At 52.9% G+C, this 901-nt stretch carries 1 protein-coding gene; it reads left to right on the top strand.

The window, feature by feature from the left end; all coding sequences use genetic code 11:
- Positions 1–53: 53 nt before the first annotated feature.
- Positions 54–758: an IS6-like element IS26 family transposase gene (locus tag AKJ31_RS22000; protein WP_001067855.1), complete on the top strand. Its 705-nt coding sequence runs from the start codon at positions 54–56 to the stop codon at positions 756–758.
- Positions 759–901: the final 143 nt, after the last annotated feature.

The raw sequence follows: 901 nt of genomic DNA, 5'->3' as shown, positions 1-901 counted from the left end.
CAAATAGTCGGTGGTGATAAACTTATCATCCCCTTTTGCTGATGGAGCTGCACATGAACCCATTCAAAGGCCGGCATTTTCAGCGTGACATCATTCTGTGGGCCGTACGCTGGTACTGCAAATACGGCATCAGTTACCGTGAGCTGCAGGAGATGCTGGCTGAACGCGGAGTGAATGTCGATCACTCCACGATTTACCGCTGGGTTCAGCGTTATGCGCCTGAAATGGAAAAACGGCTGCGCTGGTACTGGCGTAACCCTTCCGATCTTTGCCCGTGGCACATGGATGAAACCTACGTGAAGGTCAATGGCCGCTGGGCGTATCTGTACCGGGCCGTCGACAGCCGGGGCCGCACTGTCGATTTTTATCTCTCCTCCCGTCGTAACAGCAAAGCTGCATACCGGTTTCTGGGTAAAATCCTCAACAACGTGAAGAAGTGGCAGATCCCGCGATTCATCAACACGGATAAAGCGCCCGCCTATGGTCGCGCGCTTGCTCTGCTCAAACGCGAAGGCCGGTGCCCGTCTGACGTTGAACACCGACAGATTAAGTACCGGAACAACGTGATTGAATGCGATCATGGCAAACTGAAACGGATAATCGGCGCCACGCTGGGATTTAAATCCATGAAGACGGCTTACGCCACCATCAAAGGTATTGAGGTGATGCGTGCACTACGCAAAGGCCAGGCCTCAGCATTTTATTATGGTGATCCCCTGGGCGAAATGCGCCTGGTAAGCAGAGTTTTTGAAATGTAAGGCCTTTGAATAAGACAAAAGGCTGCCTCATCGCTAACTTTGCAACAGTGCCTTCTACGGCACGTTTGAAGGCGCGCTGAAAGGTCTGGTCATACATGTGATGGCGACGCACGACACCGCTCCGTGGATCGGTCGAATGCGTG

Source organism: Vibrio hepatarius (assembly GCF_001274785.1).
Lineage (GTDB): Bacteria > Pseudomonadota > Gammaproteobacteria > Enterobacterales > Vibrionaceae > Vibrio > Vibrio hepatarius.
The sequence above is the reverse complement of the archived record's forward strand: the minus strand, read 5'-3'. Positions and strand labels throughout refer to the sequence as shown.